The 19,534-nt window shown below is 50.4% G+C and carries 23 protein-coding genes; 14 read left to right on the plus strand and 9 right to left on the minus strand.

All coding sequences use genetic code 11. From position 1 onward, the window contains the following. The 9 genes from OGX80_RS22085 (at window position 1) to OGX80_RS22125 (ending at window position 5,628) form a co-directional block, all read left to right on the plus strand. Complete coding sequence (locus tag OGX80_RS22085; protein ID WP_286471485.1) at window positions 1-429, plus strand: hypothetical protein; 429 nt, start codon at window positions 1-3, stop codon at window positions 427-429. Next, window positions 422-907 carry a phage tail assembly chaperone gene (locus OGX80_RS22090; RefSeq protein WP_286471486.1) on the plus strand — a complete coding sequence of 162 codons (486 nt, stop codon included), beginning with the start codon at window positions 422-424 and terminating at the stop codon, window positions 905-907. Before OGX80_RS22085 ends, OGX80_RS22090 begins: the two co-directional genes overlap by 8 nt. Window positions 908-1,034: 127 nt before the next feature. Then, entirely contained in the window at window positions 1,035-3,008 is a 1,974-nt protein-coding gene (locus OGX80_RS22095; protein ID WP_286471488.1) for a tape measure protein, read from the plus strand. Between the two features lie 8 nt (window positions 3,009-3,016). After that, window positions 3,017-3,262, plus strand: a complete 246-nt coding sequence (locus tag OGX80_RS22100) for a DUF4282 domain-containing protein (RefSeq protein WP_286471490.1) — start codon at window positions 3,017-3,019, stop codon at window positions 3,260-3,262. A gap of 81 nt (window positions 3,263-3,343) precedes the next feature. Continuing rightward, the gene (locus tag OGX80_RS22105) at window positions 3,344-3,958 is read left to right on the plus strand and encodes a phage baseplate protein (RefSeq protein WP_286471491.1); all 615 of its coding nucleotides are present in this window, start codon (window positions 3,344-3,346) and stop codon (window positions 3,956-3,958) included. A 2-nt stretch (window positions 3,959-3,960) separates the two neighbouring features. Further along, window positions 3,961-4,299: a phage baseplate plug family protein gene (locus tag OGX80_RS22110; RefSeq protein ID WP_286471492.1), complete on the plus strand. Its 339-nt coding sequence runs from the start codon at window positions 3,961-3,963 to the stop codon at window positions 4,297-4,299. A 60-nt stretch (window positions 4,300-4,359) separates the two neighbouring features. After that, entirely contained in the window at window positions 4,360-4,578 is a 219-nt protein-coding gene (locus OGX80_RS22115; RefSeq protein ID WP_286471504.1) for an HP1 family phage holin, read from the plus strand. Further along, window positions 4,568-5,098, plus strand: coding sequence for a lysozyme (locus OGX80_RS22120; RefSeq protein ID WP_502873591.1), 531 nt, complete (start codon window positions 4,568-4,570; stop codon window positions 5,096-5,098). The genes OGX80_RS22115 and OGX80_RS22120 overlap by 11 nt, the downstream gene beginning before the upstream one ends. Beyond that, on the plus strand, window positions 5,095-5,628 hold the full coding sequence (locus OGX80_RS22125; RefSeq protein WP_286471493.1) for a DUF2514 family protein: 534 nt from the start codon (window positions 5,095-5,097) through the stop codon (window positions 5,626-5,628). Before OGX80_RS22120 ends, OGX80_RS22125 begins: the two co-directional genes overlap by 4 nt. A gap of 356 nt (window positions 5,629-5,984) precedes the next feature. On the opposite strand, the gene OGX80_RS22130 is transcribed toward OGX80_RS22125, so the two are convergent. After that, entirely contained in the window at window positions 5,985-6,497 is a 513-nt protein-coding gene (locus tag OGX80_RS22130) for a GNAT family N-acetyltransferase (RefSeq protein WP_115181645.1), read from the minus strand. A gap of 243 nt (window positions 6,498-6,740) precedes the next feature. Between OGX80_RS22130 and OGX80_RS22135 the strand changes: the two genes are divergently transcribed. After that, the gene (locus OGX80_RS22135) at window positions 6,741-7,454 is read left to right on the plus strand and encodes a GNAT family N-acetyltransferase (protein ID WP_012132412.1); all 714 of its coding nucleotides are present in this window, start codon (window positions 6,741-6,743) and stop codon (window positions 7,452-7,454) included. A gap of 35 nt (window positions 7,455-7,489) precedes the next feature. Here OGX80_RS22135 and OGX80_RS22370 read toward each other — a convergent pair whose 3' ends face one another. Together OGX80_RS22370 and OGX80_RS22140 are read right to left on the minus strand one after the other, a co-directional pair. After that, window positions 7,490-7,717 (minus strand): GNAT family N-acetyltransferase, encoded by a 228-nt coding sequence (locus OGX80_RS22370; RefSeq protein ID WP_115181646.1) that lies wholly within the window; start codon window positions 7,715-7,717, stop codon window positions 7,490-7,492. Then, complete coding sequence (locus OGX80_RS22140; RefSeq protein WP_115181647.1) at window positions 7,681-8,010, minus strand: GNAT family N-acetyltransferase; 330 nt, start codon at window positions 8,008-8,010, stop codon at window positions 7,681-7,683. Before OGX80_RS22140 ends, OGX80_RS22370 begins: the two co-directional genes overlap by 37 nt. Before the next feature lie 323 nt (window positions 8,011-8,333). On the opposite strand from OGX80_RS22140, the gene OGX80_RS22145 reads away from it, so the two are divergent. After that, window positions 8,334-8,660, plus strand: coding sequence for a GFA family protein (locus OGX80_RS22145; RefSeq protein ID WP_024130336.1), 327 nt, complete (start codon window positions 8,334-8,336; stop codon window positions 8,658-8,660). A gap of 159 nt (window positions 8,661-8,819) precedes the next feature. Here OGX80_RS22145 and OGX80_RS22150 read toward each other — a convergent pair whose 3' ends face one another. The 5 genes from OGX80_RS22150 to sad all read right to left on the minus strand — a co-directional run bounded on the left by OGX80_RS22150 (window position 8,820) and on the right by sad (window position 14,850). Next, entirely contained in the window at window positions 8,820-10,271 is a 1,452-nt protein-coding gene (locus OGX80_RS22150; RefSeq protein WP_115181649.1) for a tagaturonate reductase, read from the minus strand. Between the two features lie 149 nt (window positions 10,272-10,420). Further along, window positions 10,421-10,780 carry a DUF4186 domain-containing protein gene (locus OGX80_RS22155; protein ID WP_115181650.1) on the minus strand — a complete coding sequence of 120 codons (360 nt, stop codon included), beginning with the start codon at window positions 10,778-10,780 and terminating at the stop codon, window positions 10,421-10,423. Continuing rightward, window positions 10,780-11,706 (minus strand): glutaminase B, encoded by a 927-nt coding sequence (glsB, locus tag OGX80_RS22160; protein WP_058669100.1) that lies wholly within the window; start codon window positions 11,704-11,706, stop codon window positions 10,780-10,782. The genes OGX80_RS22155 and glsB overlap by 1 nt, the downstream gene beginning before the upstream one ends. Before the next feature lie 63 nt (window positions 11,707-11,769). Next, window positions 11,770-13,359 carry a methyl-accepting chemotaxis protein gene (locus tag OGX80_RS22165; RefSeq protein ID WP_047457125.1) on the minus strand — a complete coding sequence of 530 codons (1,590 nt, stop codon included), beginning with the start codon at window positions 13,357-13,359 and terminating at the stop codon, window positions 11,770-11,772. A gap of 102 nt (window positions 13,360-13,461) precedes the next feature. Beyond that, a complete protein-coding gene (gene sad, locus OGX80_RS22170) occupies window positions 13,462-14,850 on the minus strand; it encodes a succinate-semialdehyde dehydrogenase (protein ID WP_071258314.1) in 1,389 nt (462 codons plus the stop codon). Window positions 14,851-14,954: 104 nt separating this feature from the next. Between sad and ptrR the strand changes: the two genes are divergently transcribed. The 3 genes from ptrR (at window position 14,955) to OGX80_RS22185 (ending at window position 18,205) form a co-directional block, all read left to right on the plus strand. Continuing rightward, window positions 14,955-15,821 (plus strand): putrescine utilization regulator PtrR, encoded by an 867-nt coding sequence (gene ptrR / locus OGX80_RS22175; RefSeq protein ID WP_047457132.1) that lies wholly within the window; start codon window positions 14,955-14,957, stop codon window positions 15,819-15,821. Window positions 15,822-15,902: 81 nt separating this feature from the next. Further along, window positions 15,903-16,847 (plus strand): L-lactate dehydrogenase, encoded by a 945-nt coding sequence (locus OGX80_RS22180; RefSeq protein WP_024130338.1) that lies wholly within the window; start codon window positions 15,903-15,905, stop codon window positions 16,845-16,847. Between the two features lie 164 nt (window positions 16,848-17,011). Next, window positions 17,012-18,205 carry a sugar transporter gene (locus tag OGX80_RS22185; RefSeq protein WP_012132421.1) on the plus strand — a complete coding sequence of 398 codons (1,194 nt, stop codon included), beginning with the start codon at window positions 17,012-17,014 and terminating at the stop codon, window positions 18,203-18,205. A 658-nt stretch (window positions 18,206-18,863) separates the two neighbouring features. Here the strand turns inward: OGX80_RS22185 and OGX80_RS22190 are convergent. After that, entirely contained in the window at window positions 18,864-19,529 is a 666-nt protein-coding gene (locus tag OGX80_RS22190; RefSeq protein WP_012132423.1) for a MarC family NAAT transporter, read from the minus strand. Window positions 19,530-19,534: the final 5 nt, after the last annotated feature.

The raw sequence follows: 19,534 nt of genomic DNA on the forward strand, positions 1-19,534 counted from the left end.
ATGTACTTAGGCATTATGTCATCAAAAGACTGGCTAATTACCGTGGGCGTTGTCCCGGTCATCGGCCTGGCAAAAGACAGCAACATCATCGTTGAAGTACCGGACGACCAGATTACTGTTTCATCCGGTATTGGCGGCGACTGGTCATTTATTGAAAACCCAAGTGAAGAAGGCTCCGTAGTATTCACCACCCAGCGAAATTCCCCGGTAAATACCGCGCTTGCGCTGATGCAAAAAACAAAAGCTGTTATCCCTGTAACCGTAACCAATACACGCAATCTTTCCGTGCACCGGCTGGGCTATGCGATGTTTGCCCGTCAACCATCAGACGGCGCTAACAATGGCGTTGGTGCGCAAACGCTGGAATGGAAACTTCTGACGGGAGAACTGGACTCAACGATTCTTGGGATGAATTTAACCAATGGATGATTCAATCAAACACGTCGATATTAACAAGCGCAAATACTGTATTGTCCGTATGAGCGCCTTTGACGCCATTCACTTTAATTTGCGTGTCGCTGAGATTCTGGCTAAGCACGGCATCAGCCAGGTAGAAAGCATTCTCTCTATGTCGTCAAAAATCTTCGGTATGCTGAATCGCGAAGACCACGACGAACTTTTGTTTACGCTGCTTTCTCAGTCACGCGCTCAACTAGTGGATAGTGGCGAGTTTCTGGATTCGTGGGACGCAGTGAACACCAATTTCACCGCAGCGAACATTGCTGATGTGTATCTGGTGGCGCTGGAATGCCTGAAATTGTCCATTCTTCCGGTAACAGCAGGGTTAAAAAAAAATATTGGACTGGACACAGCGGCAACAATGCAGGGAGCCATGCGGCAACTGTTCAACGCCTTGCTGAAAACCTTGACCGAACCATCCGCACAGAACTCGTCATCTGGCGAGTGATTGAAAGCGGCCTGATTAGCTACGATGCCGTAGTATCAGGCCGCGCATCCTTCGATTCCATTATGAGAGCCTCCGCCGTTATGCAGTTTGATAACGCGGTTCAGCACGCGCTTAGTAAGGTGAAGAAATGACAGACCAGTCAGCCGATCTCGTAACGAAAATTGACGTTATCCCCGAACTGGAGGGATTAAACACCTTTGACGCCGCCATAGAACGCGCTATTGCCAAAGTAAACCAGCTTGACGCTGCCATTAAGCGAGTTAATAACCTCAAACCAGCCAGCCCATACGCGCCAACCAGTACCGCCAGTACGCCATCAGTAGCAACCACGGCAGCGGTAGCCACAATCGCCGCTACAGGCGCAAATCTGGTAAGCAGGACGCCGTTAGCCGATACAGTAAGAAAAGAGGCTCAGAAAGTCGCCCGCGCAGCCGTAGAAGGTACTGGTAATGGTATTGCTGGACTATTACCACCTCCGGGACGTCAGCTAGCGGGTGGCGGCGGTGGTTTAATGTTGCCACCTCCGGGCGGGGCTAACTGGTCTGCTGGTCGTGCTGGTGGGCTGGTTGACCCACAATCACTAAGGCGTAGGCCGTTCGCGGATATAGACTTTTCTCCTTCTCGCTTTTCTGGCGAACCGCTGGAGGCGAAAAAGAAACCTGTTGCAGAGGGCGTAGAGAAAGCAACACGCAATCCCTTTGGTGTTGATAACATGTTGGCTGGTGCCGGACTGACGGCGGGCATAATTGCTGCTGGTAATGCTCTGGCAGACAGCCTTGATTCCATCCAGCGCCAACAGGCACAAATTGCGCGTCTGGCTCAGACAACTGGCGACGCAAAAGATGCATTTTTTGCCCTTAATCAGGCGGCTAGTGATGTACGAAGTGATAGCGGGGCGTTCATTTCGACTTATACCAACATGGCTACGGCAACCGAAAAGCTGGGGCTGTCACAGGAAAGAACGATAACGGCAACTCAGGGACTTGTAGGGGCGCTGCAATTGGGCGGTGGTAGCGCTGAGGCTGTCAACGCTGCACTTTATCAGATGGGGCAAGCATTCTCATCAGACCGGTTCGGCGGCGATGAATTTAGATCCTTCATGGAAGCAATCGGAACGATGGCACCGAAAGTAGCCGAGGCATTTGGTACAGACGTAAAAGGACTCCGTGAAATGTCGGAAAAAGGGAAGCTGACAGCGGAAACCATGATTAAAGCCTTTGAAAAGCTGGCGGCGAGCAACATGGATTTGCTGAAAAAACAGGGCTGGACGTGGGGGCAGACAATGACGGTCATGAAAAATGACTGGCAAGCCTTCTTAGCTCAGGCAACCATCGGCGGCGAGTGGCAGAAATTTACCGATTGGGCGGCTAATACGCTCATCCCGTTAGCGCGTAGCGCTGAAAAAGAAGTTGCGGAGTTTTGGTCTACCTTAGCTGATGAAAGTAAAACCGCCATACTCATTGGTATTCTTGGCGCTGTAGGTGCGGCATTTACTGCATTGGCTATTCCTGTAATGGCGGCTCTTTGGCCTTTCCTTGCCATTGGTGCAGCGGTATGGATAGTTTATGAGGCGTTTGTAGAATGGAAAGCCTGGCTGAATGGGGAAGGCGGGACAATTTTTGATAGTCTGTTTGGTAGTTTTGATGCCTTCGAGAAGCGTTACCCTGCAATAATGAAAATGCTTAGGGCATTAAGTGGCGCATCAGATGAAGCGGCTAATAATGTGAATAACGATGGCAGTAGTAGTGATAATGTTCCTGTTCAAAAAAGCACTTTTAGCGAATTATTTAACTTCTACAACTTATTTGGAAATGCTGGTGATTTCTTAAAAGAAAGAGGGAATGACTTTAACCCACTTAATGGTGTAGAGAGCTTTCTCAACATGTTCTTAGGTGAAGATAACGTAAATTCATCAGCAGAACTAATGGGAACATCAAAAGCAGGTACAGTCGTTAACAATAATAATAGCGGGAACAGGGAAACTCATATTCATGTAGGAAGTGCGAAAGAAGCCGCTGAAACTGTAAATAATTTAGATAATCCAGGTGCGATCTACAATGGTTTATCTGGTAACATAGCTGAATCAACTGGAGCATTGTAGGTGATGACATGGATTTTTTTAAGTTTGACCAATTGATAACACCCAAAATACTATCAATTGTCTATCTGTTGCTGGTAATATTTTGTATCGTTATGGCGGTTAAGACAGGCGGTACAAATGGTATGCAAATGATTGGCTGGATAATTGCCGCTATCGTTATGCGAGTGCCATTTGAGTTTGTCATGGTCACGTTCAAAAACAACGAGTATCTGCGCCGAATCTGTGAAGAAATAGAGTCGAAAAAAGCAGAGTAGCCGCCAGCGGTCACGCCATGTAACCCACGCCGATAAGGTGTAAAAATCCCCTCTACGTAGGGGATTTTTTATGGGGTTTTCATGGCTGACGGTATGGATGGGGCGATTACGGCACCACGCGACCAACGCGCAGTGATGGTGTTCGAATCAGGCGTTACAGTGTCACTAAGACTAAAAACCAGAGAGGGGTTTGAGGCCAAGCGCACAATAGCCCAGGGAAAAGTAGAAACGGGTTATAAAATCTCTGATGGTACTGTAGACGATCCAAAGATTGTAACTTTCGAAGGCATCATTACTGGTGCTGATTTCCCGTATACATACGGCCTTCTCTACACAACTCAAAACATGATTCAGGCCATGAATCAGGCACAGCAAATCATGGCCGCATACGAACTAAAAGAGTTTGTTTCTGTTTACACATCTTTCATGGCGATGCCTCAGAGCGTCATCCAGTCATTAAATATCGAAGCTGTGCCAAAGAAAAATTGCTACACGATAAAAATGACTGCTCAAAAAGTTGAGACAGTAACCTTCCAGCGTTCGCGCAATAAATCAGCACAGGCAAAAACTTCCAGCCCGGCAGGGAAGGGGACAGTTTCCGCAGGGAAGAAAAGCGCAACGCCAGTTGATGCCAAAAAAGAGCCTCAAAAAGTTTTCGCGCTTGAGAAGATGCGCCGCGTGTTCGGAGGCGTCTAAAAATGCAGCCAGCTTACTATGAAATTAGCGTTATTCCATCCATAGCAGCCCAAGAATTCACATCCTCATTAAACGGCATCGTTTTGAACATGCGGTTGTTCTTTGCGACCACAACAAAACTATGGTGGCTGGAAATTTCCAACGCAGACAGGACGGTTACACTGTCACAAATATGTTTGCGTCCAGGTGTCTGGCACAACCTTAGTGGAAAGTTACCGGGTTATGCCGGGGTTGGTGCTGTTGGTGTTGCTCGTTTACGTCCTAATGAGTCGTTTGGCGATGTGAATGCTTTTGCTGGTGGTTTTGGCCTTTTCTTTTACGACGAAGTGGAGAGTGATTAAGTGGGGAGATTCTGGAAGCGTTTTATTGAATCGCTATCGCCTAAAAAGCTGGGGCTAATGATGGCCTTAATAATCGCCGTAGCAGTTGGCGCGGTTAAGTTTTGGGACTGGTTTAAGTACAGGATAGGCATTATCACGGCGGCTCTCGCAATGCTCTCATTGAATGAATGGGCGGTAATAATCGGTATTTTATGCACGGTGATTACATGCCTTGTGAATTGGTATTACGAGCGGAAAAAGTACCTTATTGCATTAAGTGGGGGTGTCCGTGGCGAATAAAAGTAAGTTAAGTGCTGTAATGCTGGCGCTGATTGCAGCCGGGGCGAGCGCCCCGGTAATGATGGCGCAATTTCAGCATGAAAAAGAAGGCACCAGTCTTGAAGCGTATCAGGATAATAGCCGGGGAATCTGGACTATTTGCGGTGGCGTAACTTACGTTGATGGAAAGCCGGTAATTAAGGGCATGAAACTAACGCGTGAGCAGTGCGACAAAATAGACAAAGCTGAACAGGCTAAGGCGCTGGCGTGGGTTGATAAAAATATTCATGTGCCATTAACCGAACCTCAGAAAGTTGGTATTGCGTCGTTTTGTCCGTGGAATATTGGCCCTGGTAAATGTTTTCCATCCGGTTTTTATCGGGATCTAAACGCTGGAAATTTTAAAGGAGCCTGTGCACAGATTAAACGTTGGGTATGGGATGCAGGGCGTGATTGTCGTATCCGTGAGAATAATTGCTTTGGTCAGGTTATCCGGCGAGACCAGGAATCTGAGCTAACGTGCTGGGACTTAGATAAATGAAAACTGGATACACGCTGATAGCTGGTTTTTTAATGGCATCACTACTATGCGCCGCAGGTTATGTGATTCACCAGTCGGGGTACGATGCTGGAAAGCAAGCGGAGCGCAAAGACTGGAAACTGGAATGGTCAAAACGCGATGAAGCTGACAAAACCGCACAGCTTAAACAGGAACAGAAAGAGCGTGATGAAGAATTGCGCCGTCAGAGAGAAATACAGGAAATCACCAATCATGCTGAACAGGAAAAACAAAAAGCCCTGGCTGATGCCGTTGCTGCTAATGATGCTGCTGACAGGCTGCGCGGAGCAATCGTCAGTATCAGGCGTGAACTCGCAGCCAGTGAGACAAGCCGCATTTCCGCAGATGCCGCCCGAAGGCAGACAACCGCCGAGACCGCAAGTTTGCTTGCCGACCTGTACGAAGAATCTGACCGCCGCGCGGGAGAAATCGCTAAGTATGCTGATGATGCGGCAAGCGCCGGAAGTATCTGCGAACGCACCTACGAAGCGGTAACGCGATCTGTTGAGTGATCGAAACGGATCAATTAATGCCCGTATGTGATTGATAAAAGGGATGATGGAATGAAAAGGGCGGGGGTGTGATGTTTGTCGCTTGTTTGTAGTTGCATTATAATTGAACTACATATACGATTAGCACTTAGGGAGAGAAGGCTTTCTCTGAGTTAACGTAGATAACAAGCGGCTTACGTGTTCCCGCCCGCCATTTAACATAATATACATTATGCGCACTAAAGAGGATAAAGGGAGAATCTGTGGTTTTGTAGTCATCCTTTGTGCTGGCCGCTATAGTCTCTGAAGCACTTTCTCCAGCACGACTCCGTTGATTCTGGGGCTCTGTTTCACATCTCCGGCACTTCCCGCGATGTCTAAATACATTTTCCAAATACATGTAACACGCTTTTTTGCTTAGGCGTTGTGAATTCCTCATCCGCAAGATGCTGCATCCCCAGGGATTCATAAAACCGACGCCCGCTGTCGTTACCCTTAAGAACCTGCAACCAGAAAAAATGCTGCTCCTTATGCCTTGCTATCTCGATAGCTTTTTCGAAAAGAATTCGGCCATATCCTTTACCGGTTTCTCCGGGTGCAAAATACAGTTTGTTTAAGAGCGCTCCTGAGTGATTACCACCGCTAACTGGACGGTCCCAGCTTATCTTCGCAAAACCTACTGGCTTATCGCTTTCCGCAATGAGCCAGGTGACTGACGGATCATTTAAACTATTTTCAAGTTGGTCCGGCACGTACTCACTGTCAATAAATTGTCGAAGCTCTACAGGACAATCCCATAACTCTTTGAAATGATGGTAATAACTTGACCTCCCCAGCGTTTGCAATATCGGGGTATCGGCAGGTACAGCATAACGTATGGTCAAGTTCATACACTCTCCTGAAACGGCTTAAATTTAAGTTAACGCACAACATAATGCTGAATATGATATTTATCACAAAGCGCTCAGAAGTGCTGTAGCAAGATTAAAATATGCTATGGTTAATATATAATGTTTTCATCGGGTACATCCATCAGTTGTTGTTAACATACTAAGGAACCTGTCGCTTACTCACATAAACATACCGATATTACTCGTTTAAATCCTTGTCGTTATTATTTTAAGGAGAAGAGTATGAAAGAGCTTAATATCTTCGGTCAATATGTAGGCAGACATCTTGAGGGTAACCTTGATTTTATTTTACCTGACACGCGCCAGTTGTCAGGCCGTTACTGTCACTTACAACCCCTTGCGACTTACCACTGTGATGATCTTTATCAGGGCTGGCATAGCATAGAAGACCCACGGGACTGGACTTATCTTCCTGATGAACGCCCCGAGACAAGGCAAGCAACCTTTGACTATATCAAACGCATCATCAGTCAGGGCGGAATTTCATATTATGCCATAATAGAAAATAAATCTGCGAAAGCCCGAGGCACCCTCGCCCTTTTTAATATAGACAAGAATAATGGCGTTGCGGAAATCGGATATGTACATCTCACGCCAGCGATAAAACGCACCTTTTTAAGCACGGAAGCAATTTATCTTTTACTGATGTATGTTTTTGATGTCCTTAAATATCGTCGTTGTGAGTGGCAAACAGACACGCTTAATCATGCTGGAATGAATGCTGCTGAAAGAATTGGGTTTCGGAAAGAAGGTATCTTACGTGATAAGCAAATCATAAAATCAAGGAGCGTGGATATCGCAACATATTCAATTATTAGCGCCGAGTGGCCGAAGATATCCAGTGCGATATCTGTCTGGCTAAGAACGGAAAATCTCGACGAGCGTGGACATCAGATTCACCCTTTACGGCACTATCTGGCGGAGCCTGAAGTGTAATCAGGAATACGGGGCCGTGACGACGGCCCATGCTTTTATTTATCCCATAAGCATTCAAGTTTTAAACACTCAGCGCCTTTGTATAAGCATTCATCATAAATACGGTAGCCCACATGCTCAGCAACACGAATGGACGGAATGTTATTCTTTGCGATAAGACAAATTGTCTTCGAGGGTGAAAACAAATGGACAAACCACTGATGTGCAGCGGCAGCGGCTTCCTTTGCTACGCCAGCCCCTGAGCTGAACGTGAAATAACCCATGATGCCTCGACACAGTTCTCAAAGTTTTCATCAATGCCACGATGAAAATTAGCCAGTCCTGTTTCGCCTAAAAACGTGCCGTCAGACTTTTGAAAAATAGAAAATATACCGTAACCAAAAACAGACCAATGCCCGATGTTTCTCAACAGGCGGTTCCATGCCTCTTCTGGTGTAAAGCCTGGGGCATTAACCAGATGAAATATTTTAGGGTCTGAATACATCGGATACCATACATCATAATCTGTGATGGCTTGAGGGCGCAGAATGAATCTTTCCGTGACGATAGCAGACATTATTTTCCACTCATTATGCTTACGTTGCTTCTATTGTAACTGAGTTATCCACTCATTCCGTCCAAAACTTTCTGTGGATAACGCGTTGGCGTTAATCCCGTGTGTTGACGGAAAAACGCAACAAATGCGCTGTCGCTGGCAAATTCCAATAGACAGATAGACACGGTTTTCCCGCCATTGAGATATCTGTTTAGCCTCCGTTGTAACACAGATCCCGCTTTGTCATTATGATCCTGCGTCTGTTCTCCTTTCTGCCATTCATCACTGGTTGAGTGTGGGATCATCTGATAGTGTCGGGAAATGAATGTTTAACGGAAATGACGATGAGCAAAGTCTATACTGGCGGCTGTCTGTGCGGTTTTATCCGTTTTTCGGCAGTAGCGCCGAAAAATCCACATACCTGTTCCTGCTCGATTTGCCAAAAACATACAGGTGCCTATTCGGTCAGTTGGGTTGAGTTCGACGCTCAGGATGTGACGTGGACAGGACAAGGAGACAAGCCTGCGGTCTGGCGCTCTTCGGATATCTCCAGTCGGGCATTTTGTTCTCACTGCGGAAGTTCAGTAGGCGCAATTGATGATGCGCCTACCGTTGCGTTGTTAACTGGCGTATTTGACGAGCCTCAGGATGAAGATCTTCATGCGCATTAAGCGCATCGCCCTCACCCTGTCTGCCTGTTTCGCCAGCCCTTCCTTTTCTGTCTGACGGGTAAACGCACGGAAGTTTCAGACAGCGATTAATTTCCCTTCAAAAGTATGTTGTAACTAAATAACATGAAAACAAAACCCGGCCGCAGCCGGGTCAGATGATTAGCACAGCGGTTTTACCGCTTCACGCATCCCTTTCGTCAGGATTGCATCCAGGTCGGTCGTAACCTGTTCGACCAGACCTGCAACGTGCGTCAGATCCTGCTCCCAATGCGCGTCCACGGCCAGCACGGTATGAACCAAATCCTGTGTGCTGATAAGACCGTCGCTATGTTGATGCCACCACTGTTGATAGCGCTCAATCCAGTGCGCATCATCCTGGAGCGGATACGTCTCGCCGCGACGTTCACCACGATAAAATGCGATCAGCGCCGCAAGCGCAAACGTCAGGCGCGCCGGTAAAACGCCGCTGACCTGCTGCCCTGCCAGTAGCTGCGGTAAAATACGGGTGCGAAATTTAGTCATGCCATTTAACGCAATCGACAACAACTGGTGTTTAATATACGGATTCTGGAAACGCCCCGTCACCGCACTGGCGAACGACATTAGCTCGTCGCGAGGTAAATCCAGTACCGGAATAATCTCTTCATAGATGGCTTTTTCAACAAAGGCGCAAATGTCGCGGTCATTCATGGCTTCACCAACGGTATCCAGCCCGGCCTGGAACGCAACGGGCACCAGCGCCGTATGCGCACCATTCAGGATCGCGACCTTACGCTCTTTGTACGGCTTGATGTCATCAACAATCAGCACGTTGAGCGGATACTTATCAAGACGCAGCTCAGACGCTACCTTTTTTGGCCCCTGAATCACAAACAGATAAAAATGCTCCGCTGTATCGAGAAAAGCATCGTGATAGCCAAGTTCCGCTTCAAGTTGCGTCACTTCATCACGCGGATATCCGGTCACAATCCGGTCAACCAGCGTGGAGCAAAAGGTGTTCGCCTGATCCAGCCACTGCACAAACGCAGCGGACAAGTTCCACTCCTGAGCGTAACGCAGTACCAGCTCGCGCAACGCCTCACCATTGTAATCAATCAGTTCACAAGGAATGATAATCCAGCCTTTATCAAGCGCGCCGTCAAAACAGGTATAACGTTCAAACAGCAGTCGCGTCAGCTTCGCGGGGTAGCTGACCGCGGGCGCGTCATCAAATGCGTCACCGGCATGGTAGCTAATACCGGCTTCTGTGGTATTAGAGAAAACAAAACGCATGTCCGGGTTATGCGCCAGTTTCAGGAATTCATCGTAATCATCATAGACACTGATTTCACGGTTAACAGAACGGATCAAACGCGCGTCGCTAACCGCCTCGCCCTTTTCATTCAAACCACGAATAATCGTGGTATAGAGCCCGTCCTGGGTACTCAATGACGGCGGAAACGTGCTTTCGATAGGGCGAACAATGACCACTCCGGCGTTCAAATCGGTATGTTCATTCAGCAGATCAACTTGCCAGTCAACAAAGGCGCGCAGGAAGTTTCCCTCACCAAACTGAATGATGCGCTCAGGATAGCTGGCACCGGGAAAATCGCGACGGTTTAGAGTTTTCACAATGGGTTCCCTTCTTAATTAGTCATACAACCTGTTTGAATTGGTAGAACAGGTTAGCAAACTTTATGATATTGAAACCCTGTTTTGATCAAGTAGTCACGATTAATCAAAACTGTTTTATGCTTTAACATCTCTCACGACGCGGAGATTTACGGCTGAGTCATCTGGATAACCAGCCAGTGGTGAATGACGGCAACAACATACTGCTGCTGTTCTTCACTCAGCGGTTCTCCCTGGGGAATGTTGTGCCATTTCGCCAGACAACCACGGCAGCAGGTCGCCGTCGCGTGTTGGGCAATAAATACGGGGTGGCCGCGCATCGGCGTTTGTTTACCATCGTTGCGCGGAAAAGCCGGGGCCAGCCGCTTAGCAATAAACTCGGCGGCATGTTGTTCAATAACCTGCGCGCCTTTATCCCAGCAATACTGCCTTTCTTTTGCGCCAAGACGAAACCGCGCGCGAAATGGCGAACGTGACAGGCGAGAAAAAAGTGGATCAAGCGCGTTCATCAGTAAACCGAACGACCTAATTGTTGGGTGAGTTGTTCGAGTACCGCAATACCCGCCAGGGAGTTGCCCGCCGGGTCCAGTTCAGGGCTCCATACCGCAATCGCCATTTCGTGCGGGACAATCGCCACAATCCCGCCGCCAACGCCTGACTTGGCAGGTAATCCTACTCGCCAGGCAAATTCGCCTGCGTTCTGGTACATTCCACTGGTCGCCATCAGCGCGTTGATTTGTCGGGCCTGCATCGGCGAGACAACCGGTTCATCAAGGTGAAACGCCTGCCCCTGTCTGGCCAGAAAAACAAATGTACGCGCCAGTTCCGCACAGCTCATTTTCAACGCGCAGTAGTGAAAGTAATTTTGCAAAACGGTAGTGACATCATGCTGGAAATTACCAAATGACTTCATCAGCCAGGCAATAGCAGCATTGCGTGCGGAGTGCTCAAATTCAGAACGGGCGACCGTGACGTCATACGCAATATCCGACACGCCGCTAAGCGCCCGGACCACTTCCAGCATACGCTGGCGCGGCGCGCTCAGTCGCCCTTGCAGCATATCGCAGACCACCAGCGCGCCAGCATTAATGAAGGGGTTACGCGGTATCCCTTGCTCCAGTTCCAGTTGCACCAAAGAATTGAATGGCGACCCGGAGGGATCTTTTCCGACACGTTGCCAGATTTCCTCTTCCGGGTAGTGACGCATCGCCACCACCAGACTCAGCACCTTTGATATGGATTGTATTGAGAAGCGTTCCTGCGCATCGCCAGCCTGATAGTATTGCCCGTCAACGGTGCAAATGGCGATCCCCAGTTTTGACCCATCGACAGAAGCCAGCGCAGGGATGTAATCAGCCACTTTCCCCTGTCCAATCAACGGGCGCACCTGCTGAAGGATGGTCTCTAAAATTGAATTGTCCATGGCCCTGGCCACAATGTGCTCCTTGCTCGCAGGTCTGAAAAGGCCTGCGAGTATAACAGAGCTGAATGTGCGGCGTCAGGCAGAAAGACGAAATCGCGCCACCGCGTTCAGAAGCTGATGAGATTCATGATGCAGTTGCAGCGATGATGCCGATGCGGTATTCACCAGGCTGCTGGTCTCTTGCGCCGCACGGTTAAGCGCCTGTAGCTGCCCCGTCATCTGGTGGATGCTGTCCCCCTGGCTTAACGTGGCGCCAGAGATGTCATTCAACAGTATGCCCAGATTGTCTACTAACGAAATCACCTGCTGTAAATTCTCTTCCAGCCGATTAACCGCATGTGAACCCTCCTCGATTCCCTGCAAGGAGTGGTGGATAAGTTCCTGTATGTTCTGCGTGGACTGACTGCTTTTACGGGCCAGCAGTCCCACTTCTTTTGCCACCACGGCAAATCCGCGACCTTGTTCTCCGGCATGGGCCGCTTCGATAGCCGCGTTCAGCGCCAGGATATTGGTCTGGAACGCGACGCTGTCAATCAGAGAGATGATCCCGCGCATTTCTGACGATCGCTCAACAATCGCCTGCATCGAACGGTTAACGGTCTCCATCATACGATCGCCGCCAGCTGCTACCTGACGCGCCTCGGCTGCACGTTGATTAGCCAGTCTGGCAAAGCCGCTATTGTCCTCGACATGCGTTTCCAGAAACGAGATATGCGAGGTGACACTACTTAACTCTTCGCTCTGTTTCGCCGATTGCTGATAAAGCTGTTTGTTGCTCTGCGCAAGTTGATCGATGTTGCCGACCATTGCGGTGGTGGCATCGCTCACCTGCTGCACCAGCTGCCTCAGCCCCTGTTGCATCGCATCAATGCGTGAACTGAGTTGCGCGACCTCGCGGTTAAACCCGCTCACCTTCGGCATCGGTTCGGATAGATCGCCTGCGGCCAGAATATTAATATGGGCGATCAGGCGGCGCAGCGGAGAAATAACCCAACGAGACATGCCGCTCCAGACCAGCAGGGCAATCACCACCAGCACAAACGGGATGAACAAAAAGAGGTGCTGCAACCCTTCCAGGCTGGCAATCAGCTGCTGCCTGCCACCCTCTGTCTGACGCCCGCTCTCTTGCTGAAAGCGGGCATAGTTTTCATTGAAATCTGTCTGAAACGCCTGAACAGGAACTGCAAAGAACGCGTCGATGGCGTTAGTCTGGCTCAGACCATCCGCCTGTTCCTGAATACCGCTATAAAAACGCTGATAACTCTCAATCAGGCCGTCGTCTTTATGAGGGGCCATTGCAAGCCAGGCATCCCAGGCCGTTTTTGACTCTACCAGCGCCTGCTGAGCTTCATCCATCAACGGGCGCCAGCTGCCTTCTGATCCCGTTGCGGCATCCTGCATAAAGTAAACGCCCGCCCGGTTCAGCAGATCGCTTGCGGACAACAGCGCTACCCTCGCCTCATCCACCTTCGTTTGTTGCAGCAGTGCCTGCTGGTTACGTTGTTCGTTACGCTGAGCGTCTCGCACGGAAAACGACAGCATCAGGGATGACGCAACCTGCAAAATAGAAAACAGCGCGATAATGCAAAATATTCCCGTTAACAGACCAAACTGGCGGGGAGTGAAACGACGAATTAAGCCTCGAAAAATTTGCGTTAAGTTCATGATATTCTTCTGTATCAATGCGTTATGCGCGAGTGTACGGAGAGAAAATGACAGAACTATTGCAGTAATGTGACATGGCGCCTCAAGAAGACGCCAGAACGATCACAGACGGTTTTTCCAGACAGTTTGTACGTTGCAAAACTCATGCAGGCCAAAATGGGAGAGCTCGCGACCAAAGCCGCTTTTCTTCACGCCGCCAAATGCCACACGCGGATCGCTGGCGCTGTATCCATTGATAAACACCCCGCCGCATTCCAGGCGCGATGCCATCTCCTGAGCCAGTGCATCACGCGCAGTGAACAGCGTCGCCGACAACCCAAAGTCGCTGTCATTAGCCAGATGCAAGGCATGTTCGGCGTTCTTCGCCACGGTAATCGCCGCCACGGGCCCAAACAACTCCTGACGAAACGCCGTCATCTCAGGCGTCACATCGCCCAGCACCGTCACGGCATAATAGTTGCCTTCCCCGGCGAGCTTTTCACCGCCCAGTAATAAACGCGCGCCTTCTGCTATTGATGCCTCCACTTGCTGATGCAGCTCATCCCGTAGATCAAAACGCGCCATAGGGCCGAGATCGTTCTCTTCCGCCAGCGGATCGCCCATTTTCAGTGCGCTGGCGGCGGCAACAAACCGTTCAGTAAATTCCCCGGCAATCCCCTCTTCAACAATAAAGCGCTTCGCCGCCGCGCATACCTGCCCGGTATTTTGATAGCGACCGGCGACAGCGGCTTTAACAGCCAGATCCAGATCGGCATCGTTAAGAACGATAAACGGATCGGAACCGCCCAGTTCAAGCACGCATTTTTTCAGCGCAGCCCCGGCCTGCGCGCCAATCGCGGCCCCGGCACGCACGCTGCCCGTTACCGTCACGGCGGCAATACGGGGATCGTTAATCATCTGGCTAACGCCGTCGTTACTGGCATTCACCCAACCATAAACGCCCGCCGGAATACCGGCATCGGCGAAGATCTGCGCAATACGTTCAGCACAACCGATCACATTCGGCGCATGTTTTAGTAAATAGCCGTTACCCGCCAGCAGGATGGGAATCGCCCCGCGTAATACCTGCCAGAGCGGAAAGTTCCACGGCATGACCGCCAGTATTGTCCCCAGCGGACGATATGCAATCACCGCCTGCTGATTTTCCACCAGCGTCGGTTCCGGGTTAAGCATCGCGGGGCCATGTTCTGCATACCAGTCACAGAGCGCCGCAGATTTCGCCACCTCGGCGCGCGCCTGCCGGATCGGTTTTCCCATCTCACGGGAAATACTGTGCGCCATCTCTTCTGTACGGTTACGCAGCGCTTGCCCGATATCGCGAAGTTTCTGCGCCCGGTATGCCACCGTCGTGCGTTTCCATTCCTCAAATCCACGGGCAGCCAGAGTGAGTGCATTTTCAATATCATCAGCGCTGGCCCACGGCATCATCGCCAGCGTTTCACCGGTTGTCGGGTCCACGGAAATCGCATGTGTAGCAGGTGTCATCGTCATCGGTTTGTCTCTCTACGTTGCGGGATATGCCTGCATAATGGGCGCATTTACTCTTTCTGAAAAATGAATAATATTAAGCACTGCGTTCACAAAAAGAGAAAACTATGGATCTGACTCAGCTGGAAATGTTCAATGCCGTGGCCGAAACCGGCAGTATTACGCAGGCGGCGGCGAAGGTGCATCGCGTCCCGTCGAACCTCACTACGCGAATCCGCCAGCTTGAGGCCGATCTTGGCGTGGATCTGTTTATTCGTGAAAGTCAGCGGCTGCGCCTTTCGCCCGCCGGACATAACTTTCTGCGCTACAGCCAGCAGATCCTGGCGCTGGTTGATGAAGCGCGAATGGTGGTCGCCGGTGATGAACCTCAGGGACTGTTTTCACTCGGCGCGCTGGAAAGCACCGCTGCGGTACGCATCCCGGCCACGCTTGCCGGGTACAATCAGCGTTACCCCAAAATCCAGTTCGCCCTCTCTACCGGGCCTTCCGGGACAATGCTCGAAGGCGTTCTGGAAGGCAGACTTAACGCAGCGTTTGTTGATGGCCCGATTACTCATCCGGGTCTTGAAGGTATGCCGGTATACCGTGAAGAGATGATGATTGTCGCCCCTCATGGGCATTCCCCCGTACGGCGGGCAAAAGACGTGAATGGCAGCAATATCTACGCCTTTCGCGCAAACTGCTCTTATCGCCGTCACTTTGAAAGCTGGTTTCATGCCGATCGCGCGATGCCCGGCACCATTCATGAAATGGAGTCGTACCACGGCATGCTGGCGTGCGTTATCGCCGGAGCGGGCATCGCGCTGATCCCTCGTACCATGCTGGAAAGTATGCCCGGGCATCATCAGGTTGAAGCCTGGCCGTTGAGCGAAGAGTGGCGATGGCTGGACACCTGGCTTGTGTGGCGTCGCGGGGCAATGACCCGTCAACTGGACGCGTTTATCGCCCTGCTGAATCCGTCCTCGCAGCCATAGCATTATCCTATGGGTTTGGGGCTACGCCTGCCGGGAGAAGCGTTTTATACTGCGCAAGACGAAAACGGATATGGAACAGTCATGAACACCAAAGCGCGTAAAGTGATGATCATTGGGGCAGGTAATGTTGGCGCATCAGCAGCTTACGCTCTGCTCAATCAGAATATTTGTGAAGAACTGATTCTGGTCGATTTGAACAGAGATCGTTCGGAAGGCCATGCTTTGGATCTCGCCGATGCAGCGGCCTACATGCCGGGGATGATGACCATTTCCACCCGGGAGGCGCATGAATGCGCCGATGTCGATATCGCCGTGATTACCGTTTCCGGCGGCGCATTAAAACCAGGGCAAACACGGCTTGATGAGCTGAACAACACTGCGCGGATCGTCCAAAAGATCGTGCCGGAAATGATGGATGGCGGCTTTAACGGCATCTTTCTTATTGCCACCAATCCTTGCGATATCATTACCTGGCAGGTATGGACGCTATCAGGCCTGCCGCGCAGCCAGGTAATCGGCACCGGCGTCTGGCTGGACACCACCCGTTTACGGCGCGCGCTGGCGCAGGAACTGGATATCGGCGCGCAAAGCATCGATGCCTTTATTCTGGGAGAGCATGGCGATACGCAATTCCCGGTCTGGTCCCACTCCTCCGTCTACGGTTCTCCGATTGCGGATGTTTATCAACGCCGTACGGGTAAAATCCTGGACGTCGAGGCGATGGCGGAAAAAGTGCGCAAACATGGGTTTGAAATCTATAACCGCAAGGGCTGCACTGAATATGGTATTGCCGGAACCATTGCGGAAATTTGCCGGAACGTCTTCACCGGAAGCCATCGGGCGCTGGCCATCTCCTGCGTACTGGAGGGGGAATACGGCGTTGACGGCGTCGCCATCGGCGTACCGGCGGTGCTGACTCAAAGCGGTGTTCAACAAATTATCGAATTACAGTTAGCCGATGATGAGCTGGCGAAATTCAGATACTCCGCCGAAGTCATCAAAGCGAATATCGCAAAACTCCCCTGAATACGGTGTCCGGGATGATTTCCATACCCGGACGCTATTTCGTTTGTTTCATCAATCGGCTCATCAACGATAATGAGACATACATCACAAAATGATTGTATTTTCGCCAGCAAACGTTTTAAGATCGTGACCTCGCCTTTTCGCAACTAACCCGATTTACTCTTATGACAACAAACACTGTTTCCCGCAAGGTCGCGTGGCTACGGGTAGTTACGCTTGCTATTGCCGCTTTTATTTTCAATACCACAGAGTTTGTCCCTGTTGGCTTACTGTCGGACATCGCCCGGAGCTTTGCTATGCCGACCGCGCAGGTCGGGATTATGCTGACGATCTATGCCTGGGTTGTGGCGCTGATGTCGTTGCCCTTTATGTTGCTGACCAGTCAGGTTGAGCGGCGTAAACTGCTAATCTGCCTGTTTGTTCTCTTCATTGCCAGCCATGTGCTCTCCTTCCTGGCATGGAATTTTACCGTGCTGGTAATCAGCCGCATCGGGATCGCGTTTGCACACGCTGTCTTCTGGTCTATTACCGCTTCGCTGGCCATTCGCCTTGCGCCGCCAGGCAAACGCGCGCAGGCACTGAGTCTGATCGCCACCGGAACCGCGCTGGCGATGGTGCTGGGGCTGCCTATCGGGCGTATTGTTGGTCAATACTTCGGCTGGCGAACAACGTTCTTCGCCATTGGTATAGGGGCGTTAATCACGCTGGTATGCCTGATCAAACTGCTGCCGAAATTGCCCAGCGAACATTCTGGGTCACTAAAAAGCCTGCCGCTGCTGTTCCGTCGCCCGGCGCTAATGAGTATTTATTTACTGACGGTCGTGGTGGTCACCGCACACTATACGGCATACAGCTATATTGAACCGTTTGTACAAACGGTGGCGGGTCTGAGCGCAAACTTTGCCACGGTATTACTGCTGATCCTCGGCGGCGCCGGGATTATCGGCAGCGTGGTATTCGGCAAACTGGGTAATCAGTACGCCTCGCCGCTTATCAGCATTGCCATTATGCTGCTGGTGATTTGCCTGATGCTCCTGCTGCCCGCAGCAGACAGCGAAAGCCATCTTGCCGTGCTGAGTATTTTCTGGGGTATCGCCATTATGGTGATAGGCCTGGGGATGCAGGTGAAAGTCCTGGCACTGGCGCCGGACGCCACCGATGTGGCAATGGCGCTGTTCTCAGGCATTTTTAATATTGGCATTGGCGCTGGCGCATTGGTGGGGAATCAGGTGAGTTTACACTGGTCGATGTCCACTATTGGCTACGTCGGCGCAGTGCCAGCCCTGGCGGCGCTGGTGTGGTCGATCATTATCTTTCGCCGCTGGCCTGTTTCACTGGAAGAGCAGCCGCAGCATTGAAGTAAAACCCCAATAAAATGACTTTTTTATAAAGGGCCAGAGCAGGTAAGTTCTGGCCCTTTACTCGTTTCTTATCAATGTTACTTAATGAACGATAAGATCAGTTGCAATGATGCAACGATGAACTCAAGAACCACAATAATCGTGCTTAAGATATTCACCACGCTTTCTTCCTCTTAAAGAGGAATGCGATTACTCCGGCTTAGCCTCTCCTTGCCCGTCCACCGAAGATCAAGTGTGTTAAGTTTGGTTTATCGCATTCCTGGCCCAGGCGCTCGCAGGTACCACCCCGTAAGCCAGGACTTAGAAACTTTTTTTGCACAGGAGCAAAAGCCAGTAAAACGATAATCAACACACCTGCGCAGTATAACCTTCCCCGAAAAACGCATCAACACAATGATTTTTATACATTAATTCACAGGGTGTATATAAAAACATAAATAATTCAGCACCGAATATAAGACGGCTTAGCGATGTAATCATTAACGGTTAGATTTGTATGATGGCCTGATGTGGCGTAAGATAATGCGCGTGTTAAGTTTGGTTTATCGCACTTTTTATAAGTGCTGAAGCCTTTCCTGAATTAATGACTGGCTTCAAAAATAAAAACCACCGCTACCAACGGTGGTTTTTATTTTTTCAGGGCAACACATGTCACTTAATGGTAAGTCTTAATAATTTCCAGCACGCCGTTAATGATAAACTGCACGCCCATACAGACCAGTAAGAAGCCCATCAGGCGGGAAATAGCTTCAATTCCCCCCTTGCCGACCAGACGCATAATCGCCCCTGAACTGCGCAGAGAACCCCACAGAATCACTGACACCGCCAGAAAAATAAGCGGTGGTGCCACCAGAATAACCCAGCCGGGAAAATCGACGCCGTGACGTACGGTAGAGGCCGAACTGATGATCATCGCGATCGTCCCCGGCCCTGCGGTGCTCGGCATCGCCAGCGGAACAAAAGCGATATTGGCGGAAGGCTCGTCCTCCAGCTCTTCTGACTTGCTTTTCGCCTCCGGCGATTCGTGCGCCTTCTGCTGCGGGAACAACATCCGAAAGCCGATAAAGGCGACAATCAGCCCACCCGCAATGCGCAAACCGGGGATGGAAATTCCAAAGGTGTTCATCACCAGTTGACCGGCGTAATACGCAACCATCATGATGGCGAACACATACACGGAGGCCATCAGCGACTGACGGTTACGCTCCGCGCTGTTCATATTACCGGCCAGGCCTAAAAACAACGCCACCGTGGTTAGCGGGTTCGCCAAAGGCAGCAGGACAACCAGCCCAAGCCCTATCGCTTTAAACAAATCCATCATAATGC

Source organism: Citrobacter sp. CK194, assembly GCF_030333395.1.
GTDB classification, from domain to species: domain Bacteria; phylum Pseudomonadota; class Gammaproteobacteria; order Enterobacterales; family Enterobacteriaceae; genus Citrobacter_B; species Citrobacter_B koseri.

What these genes read in the sequence shown, in the direction of transcription:
- OGX80_RS22140 (WP_115181647.1), bottom strand. Translation starts at nt 8,010, where the DNA reads ATGTCTGCTATCGTCACGGAAAGATTCATTCTGCGCCCTCAAGCCATC.
- OGX80_RS22100 (WP_286471490.1), top strand. Translation starts at nt 3,017, where the DNA reads ATGGATTTTTTTAAGTTTGACCAATTGATAACACCCAAAATACTATCA.
- OGX80_RS22180 (WP_024130338.1), top strand. Translation starts at nt 15,903, where the DNA reads ATGAACACCAAAGCGCGTAAAGTGATGATCATTGGGGCAGGTAATGTT.
- OGX80_RS22155 (WP_115181650.1), bottom strand. Translation starts at nt 10,780, where the DNA reads ATGAACGCGCTTGATCCACTTTTTTCTCGCCTGTCACGTTCGCCATTT.
- OGX80_RS22090 (WP_286471486.1), top strand. Translation starts at nt 422, where the DNA reads ATGGATGATTCAATCAAACACGTCGATATTAACAAGCGCAAATACTGT.
- OGX80_RS22110 (WP_286471492.1), top strand. Translation starts at nt 3,961, where the DNA reads ATGCAGCCAGCTTACTATGAAATTAGCGTTATTCCATCCATAGCAGCC.
- OGX80_RS22125 (WP_286471493.1), top strand. Translation starts at nt 5,095, where the DNA reads ATGAAAACTGGATACACGCTGATAGCTGGTTTTTTAATGGCATCACTA.
- OGX80_RS22190 (WP_012132423.1), bottom strand. Translation starts at nt 19,529, where the DNA reads ATGATGGATTTGTTTAAAGCGATAGGGCTTGGGCTGGTTGTCCTGCTG.
- OGX80_RS22085 (WP_286471485.1), top strand. Translation starts at nt 1, where the DNA reads ATGTACTTAGGCATTATGTCATCAAAAGACTGGCTAATTACCGTGGGC.
- OGX80_RS22115 (WP_286471504.1), top strand. Translation starts at nt 4,360, where the DNA reads ATGGCCTTAATAATCGCCGTAGCAGTTGGCGCGGTTAAGTTTTGGGAC.
- ptrR (WP_047457132.1), top strand. Translation starts at nt 14,955, where the DNA reads ATGGATCTGACTCAGCTGGAAATGTTCAATGCCGTGGCCGAAACCGGC.
- OGX80_RS22145 (WP_024130336.1), top strand. Translation starts at nt 8,334, where the DNA reads ATGAGCAAAGTCTATACTGGCGGCTGTCTGTGCGGTTTTATCCGTTTT.
- OGX80_RS22370 (WP_115181646.1), bottom strand. Translation starts at nt 7,717, where the DNA reads ATGGGTTATTTCACGTTCAGCTCAGGGGCTGGCGTAGCAAAGGAAGCC.
- OGX80_RS22185 (WP_012132421.1), top strand. Translation starts at nt 17,012, where the DNA reads ATGACAACAAACACTGTTTCCCGCAAGGTCGCGTGGCTACGGGTAGTT.
- OGX80_RS22135 (WP_012132412.1), top strand. Translation starts at nt 6,741, where the DNA reads ATGAAAGAGCTTAATATCTTCGGTCAATATGTAGGCAGACATCTTGAG.
- OGX80_RS22095 (WP_286471488.1), top strand. Translation starts at nt 1,035, where the DNA reads ATGACAGACCAGTCAGCCGATCTCGTAACGAAAATTGACGTTATCCCC.
- OGX80_RS22165 (WP_047457125.1), bottom strand. Translation starts at nt 13,359, where the DNA reads ATGAACTTAACGCAAATTTTTCGAGGCTTAATTCGTCGTTTCACTCCC.
- OGX80_RS22105 (WP_286471491.1), top strand. Translation starts at nt 3,344, where the DNA reads ATGGCTGACGGTATGGATGGGGCGATTACGGCACCACGCGACCAACGC.
- OGX80_RS22130 (WP_115181645.1), bottom strand. Translation starts at nt 6,497, where the DNA reads ATGAACTTGACCATACGTTATGCTGTACCTGCCGATACCCCGATATTG.
- sad (WP_071258314.1), bottom strand. Translation starts at nt 14,850, where the DNA reads ATGACGATGACACCTGCTACACATGCGATTTCCGTGGACCCGACAACC.